This is a genomic window from Thermanaerothrix daxensis (genome assembly GCF_001306145.1).
GTDB lineage: Bacteria > Chloroflexota > Anaerolineae > Anaerolineales > Anaerolineaceae > Thermanaerothrix > Thermanaerothrix daxensis.
The window spans coordinates 605,905-628,257 of the sequence record NZ_LGKO01000002.1 but is presented as its reverse complement, the minus strand read 5'-3'; the positions used below and the strand labels follow the sequence as shown (position 1 = coordinate 628,257).

33 protein-coding genes are annotated in these 22,353 nt (G+C 63.9%); all 33 read right to left on the bottom strand.

Annotation, left to right across the window (positions count from 1 at the left end; genetic code table 11):
- Position 1: 1 nt before the first annotated feature.
- Entirely contained in the window at positions 2-946 is a 945-nt protein-coding gene (locus tag SE15_RS03200; protein WP_054520654.1) for a hypothetical protein, read from the bottom strand.
- Positions 947-948: 2 nt separating this feature from the next.
- Complete coding sequence (locus tag SE15_RS03195; RefSeq protein ID WP_054520653.1) at positions 949-2,196, bottom strand: type II/IV secretion system ATPase subunit; 1,248 nt, start codon at positions 2,194-2,196, stop codon at positions 949-951.
- 3 nt (positions 2,197-2,199) lie between these two features.
- Positions 2,200-3,501 carry a nucleotide-binding protein gene (locus tag SE15_RS03190; protein WP_054520652.1) on the bottom strand — a complete coding sequence of 434 codons (1,302 nt, stop codon included), beginning with the start codon at positions 3,499-3,501 and terminating at the stop codon, positions 2,200-2,202.
- On the bottom strand, positions 3,498-4,337 hold the full coding sequence (gene cpaB / locus SE15_RS03185; protein ID WP_054520651.1) for a Flp pilus assembly protein CpaB: 840 nt from the start codon (positions 4,335-4,337) through the stop codon (positions 3,498-3,500). The genes SE15_RS03190 and cpaB overlap by 4 nt, the downstream gene beginning before the upstream one ends.
- Complete coding sequence (locus SE15_RS03180) at positions 4,334-4,528, bottom strand: hypothetical protein (RefSeq protein ID WP_152965514.1); 195 nt, start codon at positions 4,526-4,528, stop codon at positions 4,334-4,336. Before SE15_RS03180 ends, cpaB begins: the two co-directional genes overlap by 4 nt.
- 17 nt (positions 4,529-4,545) lie before the next feature.
- Positions 4,546-4,806, bottom strand: a complete 261-nt coding sequence (locus tag SE15_RS03175) for a hypothetical protein (RefSeq protein WP_054520649.1) — start codon at positions 4,804-4,806, stop codon at positions 4,546-4,548.
- Positions 4,803-4,958 carry a hypothetical protein gene (locus SE15_RS14445; RefSeq protein ID WP_160316651.1) on the bottom strand — a complete coding sequence of 52 codons (156 nt, stop codon included), beginning with the start codon at positions 4,956-4,958 and terminating at the stop codon, positions 4,803-4,805. Before SE15_RS14445 ends, SE15_RS03175 begins: the two co-directional genes overlap by 4 nt.
- Positions 4,955-8,239 (bottom strand): serine-rich protein, encoded by a 3,285-nt coding sequence (locus SE15_RS03170; RefSeq protein WP_054520648.1) that lies wholly within the window; start codon positions 8,237-8,239, stop codon positions 4,955-4,957. The genes SE15_RS14445 and SE15_RS03170 overlap by 4 nt, the downstream gene beginning before the upstream one ends.
- A 1-nt stretch (position 8,240) precedes the next feature.
- A complete protein-coding gene (locus tag SE15_RS03165; protein WP_054520647.1) occupies positions 8,241-8,807 on the bottom strand; it encodes a hypothetical protein in 567 nt (188 codons plus the stop codon).
- Positions 8,804-9,016, bottom strand: coding sequence for a hypothetical protein (locus SE15_RS03160; protein ID WP_054520646.1), 213 nt, complete (start codon positions 9,014-9,016; stop codon positions 8,804-8,806). Before SE15_RS03160 ends, SE15_RS03165 begins: the two co-directional genes overlap by 4 nt.
- Positions 9,013-10,272: a hypothetical protein gene (locus SE15_RS03155; protein ID WP_054520645.1), complete on the bottom strand. Its 1,260-nt coding sequence runs from the start codon at positions 10,270-10,272 to the stop codon at positions 9,013-9,015. The genes SE15_RS03160 and SE15_RS03155 overlap by 4 nt, the downstream gene beginning before the upstream one ends.
- The gene (locus tag SE15_RS03150; protein WP_054520644.1) at positions 10,269-10,799 is read right to left on the bottom strand and encodes a hypothetical protein; all 531 of its coding nucleotides are present in this window, start codon (positions 10,797-10,799) and stop codon (positions 10,269-10,271) included. The genes SE15_RS03155 and SE15_RS03150 overlap by 4 nt, the downstream gene beginning before the upstream one ends.
- Positions 10,800-10,978: 179 nt before the next feature.
- Positions 10,979-11,563 carry a hypothetical protein gene (locus SE15_RS03145; protein WP_054520643.1) on the bottom strand — a complete coding sequence of 195 codons (585 nt, stop codon included), beginning with the start codon at positions 11,561-11,563 and terminating at the stop codon, positions 10,979-10,981.
- A gap of 1 nt (position 11,564) precedes the next feature.
- The gene (locus SE15_RS03140) at positions 11,565-11,999 is read right to left on the bottom strand and encodes a type II toxin-antitoxin system VapC family toxin (protein WP_054520642.1); all 435 of its coding nucleotides are present in this window, start codon (positions 11,997-11,999) and stop codon (positions 11,565-11,567) included.
- The gene (locus tag SE15_RS03135; RefSeq protein WP_054520641.1) at positions 11,981-12,265 is read right to left on the bottom strand and encodes a type II toxin-antitoxin system VapB family antitoxin; all 285 of its coding nucleotides are present in this window, start codon (positions 12,263-12,265) and stop codon (positions 11,981-11,983) included. The genes SE15_RS03140 and SE15_RS03135 overlap by 19 nt, the downstream gene beginning before the upstream one ends.
- Positions 12,266-12,307: 42 nt before the next feature.
- Entirely contained in the window at positions 12,308-13,042 is a 735-nt protein-coding gene (locus SE15_RS03130) for a hypothetical protein (RefSeq protein ID WP_152965513.1), read from the bottom strand.
- A gap of 102 nt (positions 13,043-13,144) precedes the next feature.
- On the bottom strand, positions 13,145-13,369 hold the full coding sequence (locus tag SE15_RS03125) for a WGR domain-containing protein (protein ID WP_054520639.1): 225 nt from the start codon (positions 13,367-13,369) through the stop codon (positions 13,145-13,147).
- 16 nt (positions 13,370-13,385) lie between these two features.
- A complete protein-coding gene (locus SE15_RS03120; protein WP_054520638.1) occupies positions 13,386-13,850 on the bottom strand; it encodes a hypothetical protein in 465 nt (154 codons plus the stop codon).
- A 1-nt stretch (position 13,851) separates the two neighbouring features.
- Complete coding sequence (locus tag SE15_RS03115) at positions 13,852-14,724, bottom strand: tyrosine-type recombinase/integrase (RefSeq protein WP_054520637.1); 873 nt, start codon at positions 14,722-14,724, stop codon at positions 13,852-13,854.
- A gap of 16 nt (positions 14,725-14,740) precedes the next feature.
- On the bottom strand, positions 14,741-15,040 hold the full coding sequence (locus tag SE15_RS03110; protein ID WP_054520636.1) for a hypothetical protein: 300 nt from the start codon (positions 15,038-15,040) through the stop codon (positions 14,741-14,743).
- A gap of 4 nt (positions 15,041-15,044) precedes the next feature.
- Positions 15,045-15,623, bottom strand: coding sequence for a hypothetical protein (locus SE15_RS03105; RefSeq protein WP_054520635.1), 579 nt, complete (start codon positions 15,621-15,623; stop codon positions 15,045-15,047).
- Between the two features lie 183 nt (positions 15,624-15,806).
- A complete protein-coding gene (locus SE15_RS03100) occupies positions 15,807-16,235 on the bottom strand; it encodes a hypothetical protein (protein ID WP_054520634.1) in 429 nt (142 codons plus the stop codon).
- Complete coding sequence (locus SE15_RS03095) at positions 16,232-16,681, bottom strand: GxxExxY protein (RefSeq protein ID WP_054520633.1); 450 nt, start codon at positions 16,679-16,681, stop codon at positions 16,232-16,234. The genes SE15_RS03100 and SE15_RS03095 overlap by 4 nt, the downstream gene beginning before the upstream one ends.
- On the bottom strand, positions 16,659-17,714 hold the full coding sequence (locus SE15_RS03090) for a hypothetical protein (protein ID WP_054520632.1): 1,056 nt from the start codon (positions 17,712-17,714) through the stop codon (positions 16,659-16,661). The genes SE15_RS03095 and SE15_RS03090 overlap by 23 nt, the downstream gene beginning before the upstream one ends.
- A gap of 252 nt (positions 17,715-17,966) precedes the next feature.
- A complete protein-coding gene (locus tag SE15_RS03080) occupies positions 17,967-18,626 on the bottom strand; it encodes a hypothetical protein (protein ID WP_054520630.1) in 660 nt (219 codons plus the stop codon).
- Positions 18,627-18,637: 11 nt separating this feature from the next.
- Complete coding sequence (locus tag SE15_RS03075; protein WP_054520629.1) at positions 18,638-19,414, bottom strand: ParA family protein; 777 nt, start codon at positions 19,412-19,414, stop codon at positions 18,638-18,640.
- Complete coding sequence (locus SE15_RS14285) at positions 19,411-19,677, bottom strand: hypothetical protein (protein ID WP_054520628.1); 267 nt, start codon at positions 19,675-19,677, stop codon at positions 19,411-19,413. The genes SE15_RS03075 and SE15_RS14285 overlap by 4 nt, the downstream gene beginning before the upstream one ends.
- Positions 19,637-19,933 (bottom strand): hypothetical protein, encoded by a 297-nt coding sequence (locus SE15_RS03065; RefSeq protein ID WP_201778045.1) that lies wholly within the window; start codon positions 19,931-19,933, stop codon positions 19,637-19,639. The genes SE15_RS14285 and SE15_RS03065 overlap by 41 nt, the downstream gene beginning before the upstream one ends.
- Positions 19,914-20,267 (bottom strand): hypothetical protein, encoded by a 354-nt coding sequence (locus SE15_RS03060; protein ID WP_054520627.1) that lies wholly within the window; start codon positions 20,265-20,267, stop codon positions 19,914-19,916. Before SE15_RS03060 ends, SE15_RS03065 begins: the two co-directional genes overlap by 20 nt.
- Positions 20,268-21,251, bottom strand: a complete 984-nt coding sequence (locus SE15_RS03055; RefSeq protein WP_054520626.1) for a hypothetical protein — start codon at positions 21,249-21,251, stop codon at positions 20,268-20,270.
- Positions 21,224-21,904 (bottom strand): hypothetical protein, encoded by a 681-nt coding sequence (locus SE15_RS14280; protein ID WP_054520625.1) that lies wholly within the window; start codon positions 21,902-21,904, stop codon positions 21,224-21,226. The genes SE15_RS03055 and SE15_RS14280 overlap by 28 nt, the downstream gene beginning before the upstream one ends.
- Positions 21,885-22,157, bottom strand: coding sequence for a hypothetical protein (locus tag SE15_RS03045; RefSeq protein WP_054520624.1), 273 nt, complete (start codon positions 22,155-22,157; stop codon positions 21,885-21,887). Before SE15_RS03045 ends, SE15_RS14280 begins: the two co-directional genes overlap by 20 nt.
- Positions 22,158-22,160: 3 nt before the next feature.
- Positions 22,161-22,322 (bottom strand): hypothetical protein, encoded by a 162-nt coding sequence (locus tag SE15_RS14440; protein ID WP_160316650.1) that lies wholly within the window; start codon positions 22,320-22,322, stop codon positions 22,161-22,163.
- Positions 22,323-22,353: the final 31 nt, after the last annotated feature.

Below are 22,353 nucleotides of genomic sequence, written 5' to 3'. Positions count from 1 at the left end.
GTCAGAATGCCTCGTCAATCAGTTTGTTCATGAACTGCAAGCCGAACACCATGGCGATCACAATCGCCGCGTAGGCGATCTGCACCACCGGCTGCTGCACCACCTTAGCCAGCGCCGGCGTGCGCACGATCATGACAATGATCCCCAGCGTGATCACCGCAATCAGTTTCACGCTGCCCTTGGCCGTGGTGCCGATGCTCTGTCCCAGCACCCGCGCATCCAGCACCCCTTCCAGGTTGCCCGCGGCGGTCTCGAACGCCTTGCGCCACTCCGCCCCGCCGGTCTGCCACATGCGCCCAATCAGGAAGACCACGATCCCCAGGGACGAGGACAAGGCCGCCGCTTCCCGCGTCAGCGCCTCTAACGCCTCAAAGCCCTCGCGCTGACAGCGCGGGAGAAAGACTTTGAGAAGCCACGTCTGCAAGGGACTGCCGGCGCGCAGCGCCTGCGCCTCATCCTCCACCGCTTGCAGGACGTTGGGCGTGACCTGCACCGTGGACGAGAGACCGCTCAAAAACAGCGGTATCTCCCGCTCGATGTCCTTCTGCACGTTGTTCCAGGCGTCCGTGAGAAAGCCGCTGACCAGGATCGGGCCGGCCACAAGCCCCAGCACCGCCGTCAGCGGCGGCATGCCGAGGATACGCAAGAGCAGGAAGATGACCACGGCGCTCACCACCCGCGCCAGGGTGACCGCTGCGCCTTCCCACCCGGCCACGTTCAACCCCAGGCGCTGGAACGCCAATCGCACTTTGTGCGCCTCCGAACCGAATTCCACGCCCTCGCCGGTGGCGGCTTTGGCCGCGTCCAGCCCGGCCAGTTCCGCCACGCGCCTGGACGCACCCACGCGGGCATTGGCTAGGGTCAAGCCCAGGCGGTAGCCCACGTAGCCCAGCGCTCCCGCGCCTACTAGCGGTAAGACCTGGTTCAGCACGCCCGTCAGTTCCATCCTCACCTCCGACTGATCGTCTTCATGTTGCTTTCGCCGTAGGCGTAGAGCCGTTCAAAGACCACGTCTCCGCCTTTGAGGTCGGGCTGGACTTCCCACACCCCGATCAGGCGGCGCTTGTCGCCGCTCTTGGGCACGCCCACCTGCGCCACCACCTCCACGCCCGCGGCGAACAACTCTTTGGCGTTCATGCGGTCAATCTTGGCATCCACGCCCATGATCAGCGCCATGCGCTTCACCGCCGCGTCCGGCCCCTCGGCGTGGAAAGTGCTCAAACCAGGGTGATCGCTCATCTGCGCCCGGAAGAGCGCCGCCGCCGCGTCCCCCGTGCGCACCTCGCCCACGATCAGCCACTTCGGCGACATGCGCATGGCGTCATCTACCCCGTGGCGCAGGGTGTAGTCCTGCACGCTGGTTGACCCCAGCGGCGCTTTGCGCGCCTCAATCGTTACCACGTGCGGATGATCCATCCAGATTTCCTCCGGGTCTTCGATCTTCACCACCCGCGCGTCCTTCGGGATCGCCGTGCACATGGCCGAGAGGAACGTGGTCTTGCCGCTGGCGGTTCCACCGATCACCAGCAGACGCACACCACGGCTCACTGCCGCGAGCAGGTCGGCGATGACGTTCTCCGGTGCCATCTGCCACTCGATGAGTTTCTCCGGTTTCACCGGCGCGGGTTCAAACAGGCGGATGTTGATCGAATACATGCCCGCCCGCGAGGGCACAATCGCCGGGTGCAGGATGTGAACACGCGCCCCGCCCTTCAGCCCAGGGAGCGATTCAATCCGCGGCAGTTTGGCGCTCACGGTCGGCATCGCCTCGCTGATCCCGCGTCCGGTGGGACGCAGGAGTGCTTCTACCATGCGCTGACAGCCCTGCGCATCCAGGTTCATCCCGTCCACCGGCGTGAAGTTCACCGCGCCCTTCTTGAGCACAAACACCCGCCCTTCCGGCGTGATCGTGATCTCCGAAAGGTCATCCCGGCGCAGTAATGGCAAGAGCACGCCCAGGCCGTTGACACGTCCCGTGACCCGCTCGGCCAGCGCCAGCATCTGGTCGCGGGCTACGTCCAGCCGCCGCTGCGCCAGCACCTCGCCCACCGCGCCCAATGCCCGCGCCGCCAGCCCGTCCATGTCCACCATTTGGCGGAAGGACAGCGAATTCGCCAGCCGTTCGGCGGCATCGCTCACGATCTGTTCCTGCTCTTCGGCGGACAGCGCCGCCTGCTCAAAGAAGTCCCACGCCATAGGCTACCCTTTGCGAATGCGGATCGGGCCGAGTTTGAGCACGCTGCCCTCGGCGGATTTGAACCCGTCGGCGCTGCCCACACCCTGCCCAAAGAGCATGTCGCCCAGTTTGTGCACCGGGCGCGCAAACGCCTCGCCCGCCGTCAGCACGCTCCGCCCGGCGTTGGCCGCCAGCGCCACCTCGGGCACCTCCGGGATCACCGCCGCCACCGGCGGGAAGCCCTGCACGCCCACCGACTGCGCAAACGTCCGCGCCGCCTCGTGCCACTCGTTCATGCCGAGTAGCCCGCTTCGACTGCGGTTGAGGGCGATGAACACATTGCTTGCGCCCACCCGATGTTGGCCGGCAAGTTTCTGGAACACCACGCGGTAGGCTTCGGCCGTCAGCACCGCGCCGTCCACCGTGGGCGTTGCCACCAAGACCAGCGTGTTGCTCGCGCTGATCGCCGCCGGGTAGCACCCGCTCACCGGCGCATCGAACACGATCACGGCGTAGCCGCCGTAGGTCGCGGCAATCGCCAGGTTGTTCACGCTCGCCTGCTCTTCGGGCCGCAAGAGCAGGTCTTTCTCGCGCAAACTATCCTGCAAGCCCACCAGCACGTCCAGGTTGCCAACTGACTGCACCGCCGGCTGAATGCCGTCCGCAAAGGTCGGACGGGAGAGCCACAGCGACAGGTTGGGCGTGGTTTTCAGGTTCAGGAAGGTGGGCAAACTGATGTCGGGTGTGGAGAGACCCACCAGCAAGGTCTTGTAGCCGCGCTGGGCTGCGTCCAGCGCCAACGCCGCCGCCAGGGTGCTCTTACCGCTCCCACCCTGACGGCTCCACACCGCCACCACCCGCAGTCCGCCGATGGCCGTTTGGCTCTGCGCCCAGGCCGGGCGTCCCACCGCCGCCGGCGCTTGCAGGCGCAGCGCCTGGATGTCGCCGAGCATCCGCGCCGTGAGATCGGGCAGGTTCACGTCCCCGATATACACGCCCTTGACGCTGGTCAACTCGCGGATCGGTCGCGCTACCTCGTCGGGCACCCCCGGCGGAAGCACGATATACGCCGCGCCCTGCACGCGGGTCAGGAACTGCACCAGCGGCTCCGGCCCGCTGAAGATCGCCGCGTCCAGCAGGATCGCCTCCGGGTTATACGACAGTTTCGCCTGCAAGTCCTGCGGGTCGGTCGCCAGCGTCACCACCCGGAAACGGCTGTCCATCTGGAACGCCTGCGACCAGGCCGTCAGCCGCGCCGGGGGACCGGCCAAAAGCAGGGTTACCGCATCCTGGTTGCCCTGTGGTTGAGGACTGCCCCACATCATCGCCCACCTCCCACCATGCCAATGGGTGTGGGTGTCGGCGTCGGCGTCACGTCCCGCACCACGAGATCGGGCAACCACAAACCGCTGGATGTCATCGGTTGTGGGTCTTTGGGCATGAGATACAGGGACAACTTCACGTTATCCGCCTGATCCAGCGCCGTGAGCAGTTCCACGGCGTTCACCAGGCGCACCGCCGCCGTGGCCGGACTGCCCACGGACGGGAAGTCATACACCACCGCCTGCGCCTTCACCGGCACGGCCAGGATCACCACGCCCTGCTTCTCGCGCTGACGCTGCAAGGCGATCCCCGTCAGCGGGTCGGGCGTTACCACCGCGGCGCTTGATCCCGGCTCTTCGGCCACAAACGAGGGCTGGATGTAGAGCACGCGCAGGTTTTCCACCACCGCCTTGCTGAACACGCCCTGCGTGGTGAGGTCGCCCGCGGTCAGGATCGCCGTCACGCCCACGCGGTCGCCGGGCTTGAGCAAGCCCGCCAGGCCGGCGCTGTCGTTCACCTCCACCGCCACCGCCCGCTCGTCCGAAGCCAGGTTGACCGCCTCGCCGCCCAGGTGCGACTGCAAGATCACATCGCCCGCCGTGCGCTCCACCCGCAGGGTCTGACCCACGGCCTGCGCCACGTCCGTCAAGACGCCCTCGGTCGGGAGCAGGTCTTGCGGCATTGGCTTGAGCGCTAGGTCGCCCTCCGCCAGCGTGTGGCCGGCGGGCAGGTCGGCGGCGGCCACCACCACCTGCGTTTGCGGGGCCGGGCGCAAAAGCGCCAGCGCCACGAAAAACACCAATACGGCCAGTAGATACGGAAGCACTTTCTTGATCATGCCTTGTCCTCTCCGTGAGCAAGGTTAGTTTTCTCCGCCAAGCGCCGCGCGCCGTCATACAGCGCCAGCGCCTCGGCATATTCGCGCCATTCGGCATACACCACCTGCGCCTGATCGCCCTGACGCTCGGTTACGATCACCAGCACATAGCGCGGCTGCGCTTGCGCCAGGGCATGGTTCAACGCGTGCACCAGGGTCTCCGGGTCGTTCACTTGCGCCCTCCGTTCGTTGGGGTTGGAGTGATCTTGGGGGTCAAGGTCGGCGTCAAGGTCGGTAGCACCAGCGGCGTGGGCAGAGTCGCCCACCAGCCCGGTTCAGCCGTCGCGGTCGCGGTGGCCGCCGCCAGGGTCGGCTGCGCCCACGGCGTCGGCGTGGCCTGCGCCGCTTGCAGGCCGCCCACCAGCCACCCGGCCAGGATGACCAGCATCACCAGCCCAAACACCACCACGCCCACACCCAGCCCTTTCATCCGCCGCCTCCCAGGAACGACAATGCCACCACCAGCAGGGTGATCACCAGCACGCCGCCCAGGAACGCCCAGGTCAAGCTCGCCGGCTCACCCACTTCCCACTCTCGCAGTGGGATCGTCTTGCTCTCATCGCGGATCGTCCTGCGTTTCACAGCGTGATCCTCCCCAGTTTGGCTTCGATTTCCTCATCGCTCGGCTCCGGCACGTCCAGCATCAGCGGACGGAACAGAAACGGCAACTGCAACTCGCGCTTGTGCACATACGGGAAGCGCCCGATCACCATCCCAATCGGCTGGTCGTCCAGAAACCGCCGCCAGGGTTCGTCCACAAAGCCCTTTTCGCTCCGCGCCAGCGCCGAGATCACCAGGTCTTTGTCCTTCGGCGTCTTCAAAAACCCCACCATCAGGTTGTTGCAGGATGAAATAATGCCCGCCGGAATGAGTGAGGGACTCTGCGTCACCACGCCGAAATACGCCCCGTATTTGCGCGAGTCCCTGAACATGTTGGCATACTGCTCGCTCACGCTCGGCCCCAGCCGTGCTTCGGGATCGCCGCCGTCCAGCCCGGTGAAGATGATGTTCGCCTCTTCGAACACCATGAACAAATCCGCTTCGCCGCGGTTGATCTGCCGCTCCCGCCGCGCCACCATGTCCGAGTAGATCAGCCACCCCGCCCAGCCCAACAGCCACGCCTTGGCAAAGTTGTCCAGGAACTTCCCGCCTTCCAGCACCACCACGCCGTTGGGACGCCCCAGGTCTTCCACCACCTCGGCATCCGGCCCGGCGGCAAACTGCGCCGCCGGCGCGCCGCGCACCAGGCTCTTCAAGCGCCACAAGATACCTTCCAGCACGCTCCGCCCCACCTGGTCGCGCGGCGGCAGCGCTTCATACTGCCGCTCGATCTCCCGATACAGATCGTCCAGACCTACCGCGCGGCTGCGGTGCACCGCTAACCTCTGCCTCTCGTCCGCGCTCAAATTGCCCAATGGCGTGTCCGCCGCCAAGCCCAAGGCGTGCGCTTCCAGCGCCGTGACGCGCCCCCACTGCGGCGAGGCGCGCACTTCGGGATCGTCCACCATCACCCCCGCCTTGACATACACCTGCCGCAGGGCGTCCAGCAACCGGTGCTGTTGTTGCTTCTGCCCTAACTGCGCCACCGCGCCGAATATGTCCACGAACGCCTTGAGCTGCGTCTCCGGGTTGATGTAGCGCCCGATCTGCAAGGGATTCCAGCGCAGTGGCCGCACCCCGTCCGGGCGCAACTGGCGGATGTCCACCCGCCCTTCCAGCCCCGGCGCGTTGAGCAGCATGCGCCAGGCAAAGCCAAAGTCCAGCACCACCACCCGCATCCCCCACTTCACCGCCATCTCATACACCATCCGCATCGTTCCCACGCTCTTGCCCCACCCGGTATCGCCCGCAAAGAGCGTGTGCATCAGCCGCGGCTTGTCCAGCCGCACCGGGGCCGTGGTCAGGTCGCCCGTCTCCGGGCTGTATTGGTGCCCCAGCACTGCCTCGCCCGGCATCTGCGGGTAGAAGCCCATCCCCTCCGGGATCGGCGCGATCACCTTCAGCGTCCCCTCGCGCATGACCGCCGGCGCGACATACCCCGCCACCTTGTCGGCCGGAAGCAAAGTCGCCCCCTTCCAGAACAGCCATCCGTCAAAGGGATCGGCAGGGTCGCCCGCGGGTTGGGCATACGGCACCAGCGCCCGCGCCGCCTCCATCACCGCCTCTTGCTCGTCCTCCGCTGGTACCACCGTCATCACCGGCGTCGGCGTGGCTTCGCCGTAGAACGCCTCGCTCACCAGCGCCGCCGCGGCCTGCGCGCCCGGTTCGCTCTCCGTGATCAGGTAGGCGCTGGTGATGAAGCCCCCGCCGTGGCTCGCGGCGTTGAGCAGGCCCTCAAATCCGCGCATCACCTCCGTCAGCCGATCCGCCAGGTCGTCCTCCACCTGGTAGGTGCGGTTGACGCTGATCCCCGGCGCTACCCCCAGGGTCAGCCCCGCGCCCAGCGTCTCGCCGCCCATCACGCTCCGCCCGCTACCCTGCACCTCGCTCTCGGTATGCCCGCGTCCCCAGGACTGCGACTGACTGCGCGCGTAGCCCGTGCTCTCGGTCTCGGCGTGCATGCTCGTCACCACGCGGCTGTGGGCTACGCTCGTCCCGCTGGTGGTCGCCTCGCCGGTGGTGTCGGCCTGGCCGTGCGTGGTCGCCTCGCCGTGGGTCTCAACGTGGCTGACGGAATTGGCGACACCCCAACTGCTGGTGTTAGCCACGCCCCAATTCGTGCTCTCGCCCGTGGTCATGGCGCGGTTTGCGCCGAACTTCGCCCCGGCGTTGATGATCCCGATCCCGGCGGAGAAATCCAGCCCCGCCGATCCGCCCTGCGTCAGGGATTGATTGACGCCGTGGCCGAAACTTTCGGTCGTGCTCCCGCCGCTCGACCTGGTCGTGCTCGTGCCGTCGCTCACCGCGTAGCTGATCGTCTGCGCCGCGCTCTCGGTATGCGCCCGCGACAGGGTTTGCGCCGCGCTCTGCACCTCGGTTACGCCATCGCTCACGGACGTGCCGTTCGTTACCGAATGCGCGCGTGAGTGCGTCTCGGATTCGCCCCAGCCCTGCGTTACGCCGTCCGCCGTCCCGTGCGCCCGCGTTACCGCCTGCCCGCCCCCGCCCGAATACCCGTGCGCCAGGGCGTTGAACACCGGCAAACTCACCGACAAGCCCACGCTCTTGCTCCCCCGCCGGCGCGAGGCGAAATTGCTCGCCAGCCGCGCCATGTCTTCCAGGTACCGCACCAGTTCCCCCCGCGGCACGTGGTCGCTCACCACCTGGAAGACAAAGTTCTCCCGCAGTTTCGCCAAACCGCGGAACAATATCTCGTTCTGCTCCGCCGAAAGGTCATCGGCCTCTTCCGGCAGCGCCCCGTCCCGCCCGTGCGCCCGCCGCTTCACCCGCGGGTCGGGATGACCCAACAGCAACAGCGGTTTGCGCGCCGCCGAGAGAAACTCCACATACCAGCGCACCACGTCCAGCGCCGGCGGTTCTAGCTTCGACTGTGCAAACCCGGCCAGGGTCGCCGCCACCGCCGCAAAGTCCCGCTCCGCCCGCGCTATCGCCTGCGCCTTGGTCTCCGCCGTGGCCGCCGCGCCGTATAACTGCACCACGCCGATATGTTCCGGGCGGTAAATCCCGCAGGCAGCATACACCAGGTTCACCCCGGCGTTATACAGCCCGCTCACCGCTCCCCACATCTTGCCCAGAATCCCGTCCTCGCTTCCCCGCACCCGGCTCTGCGGGTCATCCGTCAGCACCGCCAACTCCCGCAGCACCGCCGCGCGGTAGTAGCGCCGCCCTTGATCCTCCACCTCGCACCAGGCGGCGTGAAAGTGTCCGTTCACCGTGGTCAGCCCGTTGTCCAGAATGCGCATCTCACAACCTCCGCTCCCGCGCACGCGTCAGGATCGTGCGCGGATCGCCGCCCGTGGGGGCATGCGCCAGCAGGTTCTTGAGCAGAAGCGCTCCCTGCGCCACCGGCATCCCCCACAGCGCAAACCCCACCAGCACCGCCAGGTAGTTCACCCCGCCCGCAAACAGCCCATCGGCCTGGTGTTCCAGCACCCAGGTCAAGACCCGCGCGCCCAGTCCCACCAGCGCATACAGGATCAGATTCTGGATCACCTCCCAGGCCGTCTCGTCCGGGCGGTAGCGCTCCAGGCGCACCGCCACCACCCCCACCCCGGCCAGCGCCGCCGTGAGGTAGGGCACAGGCTGAGGCGCAAGAAGCGCCGCCATCAGCGCCAGCACACCCGCACCCACCAGCACCGCCCGCAGGCGCTGCGCCTGCGCGGACGCCAGCGCTCCCATCTGCCCGTAGAGCAGCGCCAAAAGCGGCACCAGCGCCACCACCGCCAGGTGCTCCACCGCCACATACACCACCGCTAAAAACCCGTTGAGCACCCACACGAACGGCAGAAGCAGCGCATCCAGGACGTTCATGCCGATCCCTCCCGTTCGCGCAGGCGGTTCATGAGGTCATCCCGCAGGCCCTCCGGCAGGACGTAGAGGTGCGCACCGCTCCCGCCGCACTGCGGGCAGACGTCCGGGAGCATCACGCCCACCGGTACCAGCGCCCAGCAGGACTGACATACCGCCAGCCAGCGCCCAACGTGTGGAATGTGCAGGACTTCGCTCTCGCTCTCGCTCATCGGATCACCGTGGTCATCATCAGCCAGGCATCGAACGCGCCGCCGGTCTCGACAAACGAACGCCCGCCGGTCACCGGCGTTCCCGCCGTTGCCCCGCGCACTTTCAGGTCATACCAGCCCGGATCCTCGATCTGCGCCTTCTGGACATTCAGCGTCCAGCGGTAGGTGTTCGAGCCATCGCACCCGCCGCTCCCGCCGCGCCATGACCAGTCGGGTTTGTGCAGGTAGGCGCCGGGGTAATACCACTGCAAGTCGCCCAAAATCCAGTCCCGCGAGGACTGCCGCAGGGTCGCCTCCGCCATCACCCAGGTCGGCGGTTCGCAGTATGAGAGCGTGTGCTGCACGCACTCGTAGATCGGGCGCTCTTTGAGGTGTCCCTTCGGGCAGTTGCGGGTGGTGTAGCCTTTGAGGTCGCAGTATTGCTCTGTGCCCGTCTGTTCGAGTTCCTCGTAGGTCACAATGGTCGGCCCAATCGTCAGTTCAAAGCGCAAGTCCGCGCCGCGCTTCTCCGGGTCTTGTCCCACCACCAGCACCTTGGCCGGCGCTACCAGCGCGGCTTTGGCGCTGATCGCGCCGCGGGTAACCGTGGGCGCCGCACAGGACGGACTGCCCGGCGGCTGCGGCGTGGGACGCGTCAGCGCCAGCAACTCCGGCGGACAGCCCACCGGGGAATTGGCGCAGTTGCCGTAGAGCAGGAACGTCAGATAGAGCGCTTTGTCGTTCTTCATCGCGTTCCAGAGGATTTGGAAAATGCGAAAGGCATCGCCACCCGCTAACACCGATCCGATAGCGCTTTTGTCGCCCTTCAGAATGGCATCGGCGATCTCCGTGGTGAAGTATTTCTCCAGTCCCAAACCGCGAAAAATCGTGCCGATAAACTCCGCCGGCGTAATGTGTCCGCCCGCCATACCGCCCAAGACGACTAACTTGTCGCCTTCCATCAGCGACAAGCGGCTGGACGCATCCAACAAGCCCGACTCATAGGGATTGACCGCCATGAAAAACAGCGTGGTGGCGCTCGGCATCAGCACGGTCTCCCCGTTCGGCAGGGCATACATGTGATACGTGGCCGTCCCGTCCACAAACGGCAGATCGGGCATCCAGTCCACCGGTACCTTCTGGACGCCCAAGTCCACCACGCCGGGCTTTAGATTGCCGTTCTCGTCAAAGAAATCGCCCCAACCGGCTTGGGCCGGCTTGACCAGCCCAACGCACAGCACAACCATCAGGATCAAAACAAACAGCGCCTTTCTCATGGGTTCGCCTCCAACGCCTCGACTTCCTGCGGCAGAAGCACGTGGTCAAAGCGCCAGGCGTCGCCCTCGCGCACCACGGCTACGTGAAACTCGCCGGGTTTGGTCTCGCCCGTGTTCAGGTCTTTGGCCGTCCCGCTCACCTTCCACACCTGCCGCCCATCCCCGAAGTCGCGCACCAGGACGGCTTCCTGCGCCTCATAGCCCAGGCGCTTCTTGTCCCGCAGGACGTTCGGCCAATACACCTCGGCCATGAGGTGGGCATAGGCGCAGCCGTTGGTGTCCTCGCCGCCCGCCAGGTCGCACAGCCGCGCCACCCAGGCGTCCTGTCCCTCGCTCACGTCCATGGACAGGAAGGCGGTCAGGGCGGCCACCGCCGTCTCCCGTCCGTCCGGGATCGGCGTGGGTGTGGGCGTGGGTGTGGGCAGCGTCAGGAACGTGCGCACGCCCCACCAGCCGCCGCCGAGGACGAGGACGATCACCGCCAAAACGCCGAGGATTTTGCCCAGGGTTGAGAGTTTGATCTCCACGCGACACCTCCGGTTAAACAAAATCGGCTCTCCCGCTTGGGAGAGCCGGTTAAATGCCAACAGCGCTCTCACGCTTTGGGCTTTCGCCCGGGGGCCACCTGCCCCGCTCGCGTATGAGTTTAATCAAGTCGCGATTCGCCTGTCAAGCCACCTTGCAAAATTGTTAGGCCGCTGTTAGGTCAGGGTGAGGCCTGCGCCGGACGCTTGGGCGGTGGGAGATCACAGAGCGGATCTTCAACCCAGTAATACCAAGTCTCGTTTTCGAATTGCCACCACAGCGCATCTATCAAGTTCAGATTGTCAGGGGCAATCATTCCCTTGAAACCATGGACAGCAATCTCCGCCATTGGTGTGCCTGGTCTAAAACGTGCATAGTAAATACGCAGAGTCGGTGCAACAATCTGATAGGGCACAAACCAATAGAGCACTCCAAGTCGGCAAGCATACCTGAGTTTCCATTTCCCCGATTGGTAGTTCTGCTCCTCCAACTTCGTCCACCCCGCAAACCGATCCTGCCACAGTTCGCGGAAGGTCAAGCCTTCGGGCGGCAGACTGCGGGCATAGCGCGGGTCAATCTGCATGGGCTGGTTGGATTTGACGAAATAAAAATACGCACCCAGCGCCAGCACACCCACCAGACCCACCAGCACCGCCGCGACCAGGATTTTGGTCAGCCACTCGAAAAACACCAAGGCGGCCCGAAAGGGCAGCCAGAAGAGATTGCTGGCGGCTTTTTTCAGTCCTTTGGCTGTCACCACCGACATCTCACACCTCCCCGATCCAGTGCGCCCAGGTTGCTCCCTGCGCCCTGAGGGCATTGACTAAGCGCTCATCGGCACTCCACAGGTCGGCGTTCAGACTCTCGGCCAGTGCCACGTACTGCGCGTCATACGCCTTGCTCTGCCCCAGCCGCTCCGCCCAGCGCAGGGCAGAAAGGAGCAACTTGCGTTCCGCGGGATAGCGCACGATGGGCAACGCCATGATCTGCTCCAAACCGGCAAAGGCTTGCTCGCGACTGAGGGCTTGCTGTTGCCAAAGTTTGCGCATGGCCGTTGCCACCTCGTAATCCCACAATCCCGGTGCGGCAACCTCTACCCCGTCAACGATCCACCGTGCCAGCAGACGGCGAAAAGCGTCCGAAAAAGGCATTTGCCGCACCAGCCCTATGGCAAGGTTAGCATCTATGACCACTGCCGCCATACGTCCTCGATCTCGGCATCCCGCTCATCACGGGCTTCGTTGACCGGATCGCCTTCGTAAACACCGCAGCGGGCAGTCTGCTCGCGGATTTGATCCAGGGCACGCAACACCTCAAGCGCTTTTTCACGTGCCTTACGTTCCCGCTCGGCAAAGTATTCATCCAGGATTTGGCGCACGATCTCGGAGATGCTCTTACCCTCGCGTGACGCCAATTCCCGCAAGCGCCGATCATTGTCATCGTCCAGAATCACCTGACTGCGCTTCATGGTTCACCTCCAACCACAGCGTAACACAATTACACCACTGTGTCAATACCCCATTGCATACCCGCGCCTTGAAATCTCATTCGGCCATGTCCAGCGCTCCAGCCACAGGTCGCTTTCCGGGTGCTTGGCCAGGGTCGTGAGTTCGGTGGCCACGCCGGGGAAATAGGCTTTGAGATAGCGCAGAATGCCCTGCATCCGTTTAGGCGTCAAGGTGCACACGGCCACCTGCCGCTGAAAGGCATACTGGTTGTTCCACTTGCGCACCCAAGTGTTGTCGGCCCCGTCCCGGCGCTTGCGGGGGTTTCGCAGGGTTTCCACCTCAACGTAAATCCGCTCACCGTCCTTCTCGACCAGGACATCCGGCTCAACCAGCGGATTGTCCACCTGCGGGCACACCTCCACCTGCCAGCCTCGTCTGCGGGCCTGAAAGGCAAACAGCAAAATGGCAAAGGCGTGTTTCGGGTGTTCTTCGGCGTTATGACGCTGAACAAGTATGTCCCACTCTGACGGACAAATGGGACAGCCCAACTCGGCGGCAAACACCATCCCGCGATCCGTCAAGCGCAAGACGGCGTAGCGAGTTTGACCGCTGCCGAAAAAACGCTGCTCGATCAGGTCTTGTTCGAGCAGTATGTCCAGCAACCGCTGAATTGCTCCGCCGTAGATTCCCATTCGGTATTGCAGTTCTGCTCTCAGACAAACCCCCTCCGCCAAAATTTGCACGGCGGTTTCCATCCGCCGCCATAACTCGATCCGAATCGCCCTTACCCGCTCCATAAGCACGCCATGCAGCTAATTTCACAAAATCTTATCCGTAATATTCTTGTGCAACCCTATTTATTCACCGCAGGCACAATATTACGCATAAATTTTTTCGTCCTATCCCACCCGGTACCCGCGCCGCCTTTTGCGGGCCGTGATCTGCTCTGCCAACCGCCGCGCGTGATGTTCATCCGCGCACGGGATGATCCGCCAGCGTTCGTAGCGCGTGCGCAAACTGCCCCATCCGCACACCACCGCCCACGTGTCCAGCAGGGTCGCCTGCACCCCCACCACATACCAGCGGTGGATGTTTCGGGCAGGATCAACGCGAATAAGCCGCATACCCTGCTATCACCCCTCACGGCTCAATGCGCCGAAACTGCGCATCTTCCAGCAGGTAGATCAGGATGTCCAGGTTCAGCCCGGCCAGGATCGGCGCATGCTGACCATCTGCAATCACCACCGTGACGTATTCCATACGCCCGCCCGGCCCCTCGCTCACCACGTAAGCCACCTCGTTCACCGCCCAACCCGTGAGGGACAAATTCATCTCCGCCGCCTTGCCCGTCCCCGTGTCCAGCGCCTTGACCACCGGTAAGATCATCCCCCCTTCCAGCACCAGCGCCGGGTGCGGGTAATCGGCAGGATCTGTGCTCGGCGGAACCACGTCCACCACCCGCCGCCCCGCCACCCGTTCGGCCACCCATTCGACCAGGCACTCCGGTTCGACATTCTCCGCCACCTGCACCAGCGGACAACCGTGCTCTTCACACCGCTCAAAGTCGTCCAGATCGTAGTCGTGTTTGCGAAACGCCATGATCATCTCACCCCTCCAACCGCTTCACCGCCTGCTCCAAATCCCGCTCGCCGGGCGTCACATACACCCGCGTGGTGTTCAGACTGCTGTGCCCTAACAGCGCCGCCACCTCATGCAAGCCCACCCCCGCGTCCACCAGGTTCTTCGCCAGTGTGTGCCGCAGGGTATGCGGGTGCACCGCCACCCCCGCCCGCCGTCCCAGCGCCGCCATCACCCCCTGCATCCGCCGCGCCGACAGCCCAAACAGCGCGCCCCCCTGCTCCCCGCGCACGCCCAGCCAGGCCGTCAGCGCCTGCCGCGCCTCGGCGTTCAACGGCACTTTGCGGTTCTTGCTCCCCTTCCCCCCACGCACCAGCAACCACCCCGATCGCTCCCCCATCTGCACGTCCCCCACCTCCAACGCCGCCGCCTCGCTCACCCGCAGTCCCGTGTGCAGAAGCATAACCAGCAGCGCCCAGTCCCGCACCGCCTGGTAGCGCCGGGTCGGTGTATCCGCCGCGTTCATCCCGCGCTCGGCTTCCCGCACCAGCCGCCACTGCTCCTGCTTCGTCAGCCAGCGCGGCGAAAGTTCGGTCTCCCGCGGCGCCTTGACCGCCGCGGTCGGGTCGGCGGCCAGATACCCCGCCTGCACCGCCCAGCGGCAGTAGGCGCGCAGCGCCATCAGGCGGCGCCGCACCGTGGCCGCGCTTGCCTTCTGCACCGCCTGCAGCCATCCCCGATACTCCCGCACATCCGCCGGCGTGATCTCCCCCGGCGCGAGGTCTTGCCCGTGCGTCAGCCGAAACCACGCCGCAAACCGCGCCAGGTCGCTCAGGTACCCGCGGATCGTCACCGCACTGCGATCCTGTTCCCGTAGCCATGCCGCAAATGCGTCAAACATGCTTCACCTCCCCATGTCAACTTTGTGTCAACACCAGCGGCACGGCGGCTGCCGTGCACAGAGCGCCCAGGAACAACAGGCCGCCCAAGATCAGACCGACAATCGCCATCCAGCGGCGTGTGGGTTGGCGCAAGCCCAAGACCCCTGCGATCACCGCTCCCAGGCTCATCAGCAGGGCGGGCAGGTCAAGCAGCAGCACCATGCCCGGGCCTATCGCAACACTCGTCAAGCAAACAAATGCACCCGCCAGCGCCGCCAGGATCAGGCTCACAACGCCGGCGCGGTTGGTTGTGGTCGTCATACCGGTTTCGCTCATGATCTCACTCCTCGGTTTGTTCAGTATCACGATCTCGTCCAAGTTTCTGCCGCTCCCGCTCTTGCAGTACCCGCTCACACTTGGCCGCAAGCCGATACGCATTCACCAACGGCAGATCCGTCCTGCCGAACGCCATCGTCAGCACCCGCCTGCCCCAGCCCCTTTCGCCCCGTGCTTTCTGCGCCGCGATCCACGCCGTCGGATCCTCGATCCCGTGCACACAGCGCAGACGCCACCACCAGGCCGAACTCATAAACTCATACCGCCACGTCTCGTCCCGCAGGTTTTCCAACGCCGCGTTCTGCACGTCAAAGCGATCAAACCCATGCCCTTCAAACGGCACCAGCGCCACCAGTTTGTCCCACACCAACCGCCCGCCTCTTACGCCGTCAGGCATGGCCAAGAGCCGGGTAATCATGTCTTTCAGCACCTCCGGCGTCAGCACCCGTTCGCGGATGAGTTTGGCGCGGTAGTGCATTTCCAGGACGCCGTAGCGCTTCAGCACCTCTTCCCGCGTCATCCGCACCAGGTCTAACTCGTCTTCCAGGTCGTCAAACCGCAAGCCTTCCCACCACTCAGGCATTCTCACCTCCGCAGTCCAAGTTTCTGCGGGCGGCTACGCCCGCTCCAAGGCACCCCTGCGCCGCAGCGCCCCCGAACGCCGGCCGCTAGGCCAAGAGCGCAGACGCCGCTAGGCGTCAAGCGGTGACGGGGCGCAAGGCGCTCTGTGCCGCCGCGCCGGGCCGCTAGGCCATCCCCAAGGCCGCTAGGCCGCCGCATCCCCCACCACCTCGCTCACCCGCACCCGGTACCCGTTCACCGCCACCACCGCCGGGAGCACGCCCTGCGCCCGGTACCCCGTCTCCAACGCCCGCAGGACGCTCACCGCCTGCTCTCTGTGCGGCGGCGTCACATGAAACGCCATCTGCGAGGCCACCACGTGCGCCTGATCTACGCCCGAATACAGCCAGCCGTAGATCGTGGCGTGCAGTCCCTCGCCGTGGGCATATGCCACCAGCAGGAACGCCAGCGCTTCCAGCGCCAGCCGCTCCTGTGTCACCACCACCCGGTGCACACCCCCCAGCGCCGCCAGGTCGGTGGTGATCGTCAGTTCCAGGGCTATCGCCCCTTCCAGGCCATACACCCGCCTCAGGCTCACCTGCCCGTCCAGGATCACCTGATTGCCGTATCTCATCCCACCTCCTCACGCTTGATCATCTGCCGCTTACGCGCCATTGTTACCCGCCGAAAGGCCAGGCGTTTGCCGCCAAAGCCCAGTAGCAAGCCCACCGCCCGCCCGTGGTAGAGCGAGAGATAGTTGCGCACCTGGTCAAAGTCGGCCTGGGCAAAGTCCTCGGCCGCCTTGCACTCCACGATCACCGCCGCCTCGCCCTGCCACACGATGAAGTCGGGCACGTAGGTGGCCACCACCTGCCCTTGGTAACGCAGGTGCAGTTCGGGTTTGCTTCGAAAGCGAAACTTGCCCCGCTGGAGCGCTTGCACCAGCGCCAGGTGATAGGCGCTTTCGGGATGTCCCGGCCCCAAGTGCCGCAGGACGATCCGCGCCACCAGGATCAGCCGATCCAGCAGTTTGCGTTCGGCAGAGGTCAGGTCAGGACTAGTGCTGAATGAATTCGCCATACGGCCCCTCCAGGTAGCGATGTGGATCGCCATCTCCCTGCGTCTTGGGTGCGTTCATCCCGGAGCGCAAGCCGTTGAGCAAACGCGCCGCGGCATACTCGCGGGGCTGTTGCTTCGCCCAGGCCAGCCAGGCGTTGAACTGCCGCCGGTTGGTGCGGTAATACCCCTCCAACTCTGCCGTGCTCCCGTTCCAGCCGATCTCCCGTAAGGCATCCAGCACACGCTTGGGCAGTGGGTGCTTGTTGTTTGCCCGTAATTCAGGTTCATGCTGCTCAGAATCGCCGTCACGCTGTGCCTGTCGCTGTTCCAGGTCTTCACGCTCCAGGTCCGGGTCCCAGGTCGGATCGCTGATTGCCTTGACCAACCAACCCACGCCGTCGGCCCGCCCTACCCGCACGGCCAACGGGTAGATTTCGAGAAACTTTTCAATCCGCTCCGCGGGATAGTGCTCTAACAAAAACTGCGCCGTTTTGGTGTAAATTCCGATTTTGCGCAAACGCAAAAAAAGCCCGTTTTTTGACGCATTTTCGGGCGTTTTTTGCGAATTTTTTGCGCCCGCGCTTAAGTTAAGCAAAGCAAAGCTTGTTGTTGATTCTGAATCTAGATTAACAACAACATCATCTTTGCTTTGCTTTGCTTTAATAGGCGCAATCGGTGGAAAAATTCCACCGATAAAATCGGGAGTTTTTCCACCGATAAACCGCGGCTTGAGTTCGTAAACATGCATGATGTGGCCGCGGTAGCCGGTGATCTCGTAGCGGATGAGCAGCCCACGCCTCATCGCCCGCTCAATGCCGGACAGCACGGATTTGCGATCCAGCCCGGTCATCTGCTGAAACTCCGATAGGGTGATCGGTTCCCCGGCTCCCACCTGCATCAGGCGGGCAATGGCGGCAATGACCACTTTCAGTTCGGCCAGGCTCATCCAGGGCAGCAACTGCACCACCTCCGGCGGCAGGATGATCGTGTCGGGTATGCTGACCCCATCCAGGATCGGGCCAAAGTCATCGTGCGGGTTGGTTTCAGGGTTCACAATCCACCTCCTCATGACTTGTTATAACAACCGCTCTAGACGCATTCTGAGCGGGCTTTTTCCCAGGGGGATATAAACATAGCCACCCATCCAAAACAGAGGGCTTGTAGCGCTTCTACGCAAGCCTACGTCAGCGTCATTGTCAGCGTCAACGTCAGCGGAACGTAAGCGGGAAGTCAGCGGAACGTCAGCAAAACCGCTGACGTTGCTTTTTGAGGCTCTAAAATTCATTGCAATTTTCTCGACCATGTTTTACTGCCTCTCCTCCCACCTTGCCTGTGCATCCTGCTTGGGATAGGGAATCAACCGTAGAATACCCTGTTCGTAGCGGTTTGCGCTGTGTTTGAGCAGCAATCCAACCAGTTCCCCAACAGGAACATTGTGCCTGTCGGCTTTCTCTTTCAGCCGCTTGACTAACTCATCGGGCAACCGATAGGCTACCCGAGAATCCCACAACCGCGGCTCTTCCCCCTTCTGCTTGCGCTTGCGTTTCTCGCTCGACACTACCTTCGGGACTGGGTTCCATCCTTCTTCTAACCAACCATGCTGCTTCGTCCACCCGCTGTCCAGCGGGTAAAGCGTCATGCGCGTCCCTTTGATCTTGGGCTGCAACGTCAAGGTCTCCCGCTCCATGCAGTAGAGCCCGTATTCCAGAAACGCCCGCGCAACCTCATCCGCCGTCACACCCAATTGGTCGGCAATCGCCACTACCTTGACGCTCACCTCCTCGGGCACACTGCGAAAGGTCTTGGCTCGATGTGCCTTTTCCCAGGTGCGATTGCGCCGTTTTTTCGGCCCCCTCATCAGATCAACCATGTTGATCCGCGGTATGGACACTTCAAGCGCAGCCTGGTCACTCGTTTCGGGATGTGCACTCTCTTTTCCAGCCCAGAACGTTCTCCGCTCTGCCATGGGTGTTCTCCCTACCATTTCAAGACTTGATCCACTAGCCGCGCATATTCCTGAGCCGCGCGACTTCCAGGTGCTTTCTCAAATATCGTTTGTCCTTCTGCAATACACTCTCGAAACAGCGTGGCACGATGAATCGGTGAAAGCACCAAATCACCAAACCCGGCCTTGAGATCTTCTTCGATCTTCTTCGTTTCGCGTGTTACGTCATCATAGAACGTAGGCAACACCCCCGCCAGCGACCCACGCCAGCCCTTGTTCTCTTTCAAATTCCTCATAATGCCTAAGGTCTTGTCTAGTCCTTCCAGTGAGCCGAATTCCATTGCAACCGGCACAATGACAAAATCGGCTGCCCAGATTGCCCGCTCTTGCAGTCCACCCAGCGAGGGACTGGTATCCATCACGATGTAGTCCAACCCGTTGCGCATAAAAATCTGGATCGCGTCCCGAATGTATGAAACCGGCTTGTCTAGCGCTGCCAGGGAATTCTGTGCCACTGCTGTTTCTTGACTGCCCGGGATGATCCACAAGCGTGGGCGGCCCGTGCTACGCACTTGCTGGCGCAGCAGGATCAACTCGTTCTTTTCCAGCGGCTTGATCGAGGACATCAGCAGAAAGAAAATCCCGGGTTCCTGCTTCAGTCCCAGGTAACTCGCACTCTGACCCTGCGGGTCAAAATCGAGGATCAGCACTTCCTTGCCCTTCAACGCCAATCCATGCGCCAGGTTGAGCACGGTGGTTGTCTTGCCCGCACCGCCTTTCTGGTTGGCTATCGTGATCACTTTCGTCATCGCATCCCTCCAAACAACGCCAACTGCTCCGTCACCACCGCCCCGTCCGTCAGCCATACGTCCCACGGTAGGACATCCTTCGCTCTGACGACCTCAATCCCCAACCGCTCTACCCACTTCAACAGGTCACCCGACACCCGCTCACTTATCCGCACTCGCACGGGGTTCGTCCCGGTAACCGTGTGGTATTGTGCCAGAGCCCGCTTGAGATCCTCCTCACTCTCAATCCGATAGACGCGCCATGTGAGCTTCTTCCTGTCCATAGCACGCGCCTCGCTCGTGATGATTTTCACCCAACCACTTCACCTGCGTCCGCCCGCCATGTCCGTGCACCGCGACAACATCGCGGATTGACCCGTAAAACGCCACGCTGAACGGACGCCGCAGCCAGCGCATCGCCACCGTCCCATCCGAAAACTCCACCCCCTCGGCCACAATCCCGGTACCCGAGACGCCCGACACGTCTTCGTTTCGGATGAGCAAAAACAACCGCATCCGCCTACGCCACACCCCGCCCATGTTCCTCTCCCAGGCAGCCTTGGAGCACGGCTTTCCCACTCTCGGTAAGGCAGTAGGTATCGCCGCGTTGAGCCACCAGTCCCAGCGCCGCCAGGCGTTCCACCAGGCGCAGGTCGAATACCCGCGACAGAGCCTTCCGCGGTGTGTCGCCATGGCGTTCCAAATACAACAGTGCCTTGGCTTCCTGTGTGCTCGACAGCCCAAACCGCCGCACCCGATACGGGTTGAAGCGAATGTCTTGGGTCAAGTTGTTTTCGTTCATGCCACCGCTTTCCTTTCGTTCGCCAACGTTCTGCTTTGTTCCGGTTCGTTCTTCGTTCGTTCGACAGAACATTTACGCCTCCTCATTCGGGGCAGGGGAGGGGGTGAGGGCAATCTTACGCGCTCCAACATCCTGATACAGACGATGCAAGGTGTAGCCCCCCACCAGATACGTGCCCCCATAGCGCCCGCTGCTGGTCTCCACGTAGGGTCGGATCGTCTCCACGGCCCGACTCCACATCTCTGCGCTCCAGCCCAGTTCCCGCCAGCCCGGTAGCCGTGTGCTCCCCGGCCCGGCTACCCGCATCGCTTCCCGCAGCAGCCGCAAGACCAGCCGCCGCTGTGGCTCTTCCCGCCAGTCGGCGCGGATTGCGCCCACCACCTCACCGTTCACCGAATACGGGATCTCCGCCAACTCCGTGCCGAATTCATCTTCATCCCCTTGCGGCGGCAGCATATCTGCCCGCACCACCGCTACCTGCACCCGCGGCGCTCCCTCGGGCAGGATCACCAGCGTCCCCGCCCGGCTCTCCACCAGACGCCAGCGCTGACTCTGCCAGCGGACCCACTCTTTACCCGCCTGCCACATCAGCCCGATCAACACTCCCAGCATGCTCATCAGCGCCAGCACCCCCAGTATCCGCACCACAATCGCCGTGATTTCATCCAGACGCTTCTGCCGCTCGCTCCGCTCCTGCTCCTGGATGACCGCCTGTGCGGTCGCCGTGCCCTGAAACGCCTGTGCGCTCCGCGCCATCTCGGTCAGGCGCATGGACTCCTGCACCGCCTTGGCCGTGGCGGTCGAGAAGAACTGCTGTTCGGCTTCGTAGCGCTGGGTGGCCTGGAGCGCCACCGCCTCTGCCGTCTGCCGCAAGAGCTCTTCCTGCGCCGCGCGGGTGGACGCCAGGCTCTCTTCCACCCGCCCGGCCAGCGCTTCGGCTGCTTGGGCGGTCAAGCGCAAGGCCGCCGGATCCGCCGGCGCGTAGTAGCCCGACGGCGCACAGGCCACCGGCACCAGTCCCAGCATCATCACCGCGGCAACACGAGCGAGACCCATCGTCCCTTTGTCCTCACCTGCCAGAATTCGCTTTCGGGAACACCCAAACGCCGGCGCACGGCCGTGTCTCTCAGCGGCCCCACCAGGTGCGTGCGAAACCGCCCCACCCAGCGCCACACCCGCTCATCGGCGCGCCCGGCCTCCAGCGCCGCCACGACCCACACCTTCTGCCCTGCACCCCGCTGCACCAGATACTCCAACAGGTAGTAGGCGTCCCAATCCACCTGAAGCGCCTGCACCAGGTCGCTCAGATACAGCACCACCGACTCACCCCGCAGTCTGCCGTGCGCCCGACTCTCCACCAGATCACCCAGACGCTTGATCGTCTCTTCCAGCGCCCGCGTGTAGGGTGAGATCACCTCGGTCAGGGCATCGCCCTGCCCCTCGCCCACCCAGAGCATGCGCACGGTCGCCGGTGTGTTCCCCGCCAAAAGCGACTCCCGCATCACCCAAAGCGGCTGTTGCGCCTGACCCAATGTCTCGCCGACCACCAGCAGCGCACCAACCGCCGGGTCTTGCAGATTCCACAACACAGGCACGCCGTCCTCATCTAGCCCCAGCACCGCGGTCTCATGGGTCAGCACCGGCAAGGCCCCGATGACCTCTTTTAGACGCGGCACCCGGACGGCAGTCTCATGACGCACGCTGTCCATGGCGTTTCTCCCTCACCACCTTCCCACGCTTGATCACCACCCGCTCACCCGTCTTGACGTTCTCGAACACCGTCCCATGCGGCCAGGGACAAGGAATCCGCCGCGCCTCCCGATGACACCCGCTCGGCAGCACAATGTCGCTCCAGCGAAAGTGCCCCCCGTAGAACATGCCCGGCTCTTCCCCTGTGCGGGTCGGATCCACCACTACCTTCCAGTAATATCCCGGCGGCGGCTGCCATTGGCGCACGGCCATGCCTCACCTCACCCCCAACCGCTCCGCCAGTTCCACCCACAGCGGATCATCGGCCGGCAGCCCTTCCAGCCGGTAGAGAATTTCCCACTTGCGCTCTTCCTGCTCGCGCTTCTCCGCCTCAAACACGATCAAGGCATCCAGTTCCTCAGGCGTCAATTCGTCCATCGCCCACGCTCCGCCCTTCCGACATCACGTC